The sequence below is a fragment of the Bacteroides sp. AM37-9 genome, assembly GCF_003603455.1.
GTDB classification, from domain to species: Bacteria; Bacteroidota; Bacteroidia; order Bacteroidales; family Bacteroidaceae; genus Bacteroides; species Bacteroides xylanisolvens.
The window spans coordinates 1-1,940 of sequence record NZ_QTNF01000001.1 but is presented as its reverse complement, the minus strand read 5'-3'; the positions used below and the strand labels follow the sequence as shown (position 1 = coordinate 1,940).

General features: G+C 48.6%; 2 rRNA genes (1 of these 2 running past the window's edge). Both read left to right on the top strand.

Features of this window, described 5'->3' with window-relative positions:
- A 23S ribosomal RNA gene (locus DW862_RS26115) occupies positions 1-1,707 on the top strand (it extends 1,280 nt beyond the left edge of the window).
- Positions 1,708-1,828: 121 nt separating this feature from the next.
- Positions 1,829-1,939: ribosomal RNA gene (gene rrf / locus DW862_RS00005) — 5S ribosomal RNA — on the top strand.
- The last annotated feature ends 1 nt before the right edge of the window (position 1,940 follow it).

The window sequence follows — 1,940 nt, the reverse complement described above, 5'->3', positions numbered from 1 at the left end:
TCAAGCAATTTACCGAAGCTATGGGATCAGTAATGATCGGTAGGGGAGCATTCCACTCCGCGTCGAAGGTGAAGCGTGAGCTTTGCTGGAGCGTGTGGAAAAGCAAATGTAGGTATAAGTAACGATAAAGGGGGTGAGAAACCCCCTCGCCGAAAGACTAAGGTTTCCTGATCAACGCTAATCGGATCAGGGTTAGTCGGGTCCTAAGGCTCAGCCGAACGGTGAGGCCGATGGCAGAACAGGTTAATATTCCTGTACTACCTTAAGGAGTGACGTGGAGACGGAGCAGTGATAGCGCCGCGGACTGACGGAATAGTCCGTTGAAGGGTGTAGATGTTGATCTTTGCAGGCAAATCCACAAAGAGAGTCGAACCTGATAGTATGGAACGTTCTTCGGAACAATCCAATAGTGCGTGTAAACATACTCCCAAGAAAATCCGCTAAACTTAATCTTTAAGGTACCCGTACCGCAAACGGACACACGTAGTCGGGTTGAATATACTAAGGCGCTTGAGTGATTCACGGTTAAGGAACTAGGCAAATTGACCCTGTAACTTCGGGATAAAGGGTCCCAACGAGAGTTGGGCGCAGAGAATAGGTCCAGGCAACTGTTTAACAAAAACACAGGGCTGTGCAAAATTGAAAGATTACGTATACAGCCTGACACCTGCCCGGTGCTGGAAGGTTAAGAGGAGATGTCATCGCAAGAGAAGCATTGAATTGAAGCCCCAGTAAACGGCGGCCGTAACTATAACGGTCCTAAGGTAGCGAAATTCCTTGTCGGGTAAGTTCCGACCTGCACGAATGGTGTAATGATCTGGACACTGTCTCAACCGTGAGCTCAGTGAAATTGTAGTATCGGTGAAGATGCCGATTACCCGCGATGGGACGAAAAGACCCCGTGAACCTTTACTATAGCTTAACATTGAATTTGGGTAATTGATGTGTAGGATAGGCCGGAGACTTCGAAGCAGGTACGCCAGTATTTGTGGAGTCGCTGTTGAAATACGGCCCTTTGATTATTTGAGTTCTAACTCGTAGTTGCGAGGACACTGTTTGGTGGGTAGTTTGACTGGGGTGGTCGCCTCCAAAAGTGTAACGGAGGCTTCTAAAGGTGCCCTCAGGACGATTGGTAACCGTCCGTAGAGTGTAATGGCATAAGGGCGCTTGACTGGGAGACAGACAAGTCGATCAGGTAGGAAACTAGAGCATAGTGATCCGGTGTTTCCGCATGGAAGGGACATCGCTCAAAGGATAAAAGGTACTCCGGGGATAACAGGCTGATCCCTCCCAAGAGCTCATATCGACGGAGGGGTTTGGCACCTCGATGTCGGCTCGTCACATCCTGGGGCTGGAGAAGGTCCCAAGGGTTGGGCTGTTCGCCCATTAAAGTGGCACGCGAGCTGGGTTCAGAACGTCGTGAGACAGTTCGGTCTCTATCTATCGTGGGCGTATGAAATTTGCGTGGCTCTGACACTAGTACGAGAGGACCGTGTTGGACTGACCGCTGGTTTACCAGTTGTGCCGCCAGGTGCATCGCTGGGTATCTAAGTCGGGATTGGATAAGTGCTGAAAGCATCTAAGTACGAAGCCAGCCACAAGATTAGATTTCTTAGGGTCGTTAAAGACGATGACGTTGATAGGATGCAGGTGTAAAGGTGGTAACATCAAAGCCGAGCATTACTAATTGCCCGTTCACTTTCTTTCAAATATGTACCGGTTGGGTATATACGTTTAGCGGATTACTGATACAGAAACTGGAAACAGAGAACAGAAACATACTAGTAATGAACTTGAGATTTTACTTTTCATCATGTCATAACCTTATTCAGGTGGTTATAGCACGAGGGTTCCACCTCTTCCCATTCCGAACAGAGAAGTTAAGCCTCGTCACGCCGATGGTACTGCGTAACAGTGGGAGAGTAGGTAGCCGCCGTTTT